Below are 1,308 nucleotides of genomic sequence, written 5' to 3'. Positions count from 1 at the left end.
TTCAGGCAACCGTCTGTGGTGTTTGCAGAGCTAAGATTGGCGGCTTAGCGTTGCACTTCGGAGTTGAATCCGCCTATGGCTTCTTTTCATTATTTCGCTTAATTGAAAGTGATTATTAATTACAAGTGGTCCGATCAGGTGGAAATAGAGTATCAGATCGGCTTTTTTATTTCTTCTTAAATCGCGTTTGGCAATCTTGAACTGAGCGATTTTCGCGCAGGTGCACGTGACTGCCTGCCAACGGGTGAGTAAGGTGCCGGTACAACTCGTGATACTCGTTTTGAGAATCGATATGCCTTTTTCTATCGACAGAATTGATTAATTTTCTTTAACTTTTTGCCGATGCTGTCGTTACTTACTTAGAAAGGAGGTGGGTGATGAAACGGATTCTTGCTGTGATGTTGGGTGCGGGAATTTGCGGTAGCGTGCTTGCAGATTCGGGCTCACCTCAACTAAAAACACAAAGTCAGACCCTGGTTCGCGAGTCTGGCCATGAATGCAATACGGTTAACGGCGTTTACCCTTCCGCGTTCGGCGGTTCCCTGATAGTGATTTGTGATGATACGCACCGGTACTCTATCAAGAGTAAAGACGGGCGATATGTTGTTGGCGTGGTTGAGTAAGGTGCAGAGAAAAATCCGTCACGCGGGTTACGAATGTGGGCGGTGAGTAACAGTTGAAGATGTCCGTGGAGTCGAGGACATTTTTTCTGACTGCAGATAATCATACAGGGGGACAAATAGGGTTCTAACCCAATCTCTTATCACATAAATCAGACCTTTCCTGGACGAAAGCTTGCCTGTGGCCGAATGCCCAGGAGTACGATAAGCGGTTAACGCCGTTACAGATCAGAGGGATTTTGAATGCCTGTAAACGAGAGGATTAACGCAACATCGGGCACATGCATTAAACCCGGTGGTGTGAGACTTATAACAATGGGTGAGATAGCGTTAGCAAACTCGCTTTACCGGGGCGGACTCAGGTACAACCAATTTGGGTGCATCGGGAAAGCTACTTACCGTTTAACCTGCAGCCTGTTTATGTTGCTATGAGTCCAAACGGCAAAATGTGGTTTAGGGAAGACACCTATTCTCACGATTTCTCGATGGAAGGGGATGTACAGAAAAAACATAGATTCATGCACGAGATGATGCACGTATGGCAAACACAACACGGAATGTTTGTTAGAACAAGAGGGCTATTCTCCCGTTTCGCTGATTACAGCTACAGCTTAGATAGTGTCATCACAAGATTTTAGCCCAGAGAGCGATGCATCTGATCTGGACGGCAGCGAGAAATGAGGCCGTA

At 46.3% G+C, this 1,308-nt stretch carries 1 protein-coding gene; it reads left to right on the top strand.

Going from position 1 to position 1,308, the window contains the following annotated elements; translation table 11 throughout:
* Positions 1–377: 377 nt before the first annotated feature.
* Complete coding sequence (locus ACSZPU_RS25725) at positions 378–623, top strand: hypothetical protein (protein WP_499004442.1); 246 nt, start codon at positions 378–380, stop codon at positions 621–623.
* The last annotated feature ends 685 nt before the right edge of the window (positions 624–1,308 follow it).

Source organism: Phytobacter sp. V69 (assembly GCF_965644215.1).
Lineage (GTDB): Bacteria > Pseudomonadota > Gammaproteobacteria > Enterobacterales > Enterobacteriaceae > Phytobacter.
This window is presented reverse-complemented; position numbering and strand designations above follow the sequence as displayed.

What these genes read in the sequence shown, in the direction of transcription:
- ACSZPU_RS25725 (WP_499004442.1), top strand. Translation starts at nt 378, where the DNA reads ATGAAACGGATTCTTGCTGTGATGTTGGGTGCGGGAATTTGCGGTAGC.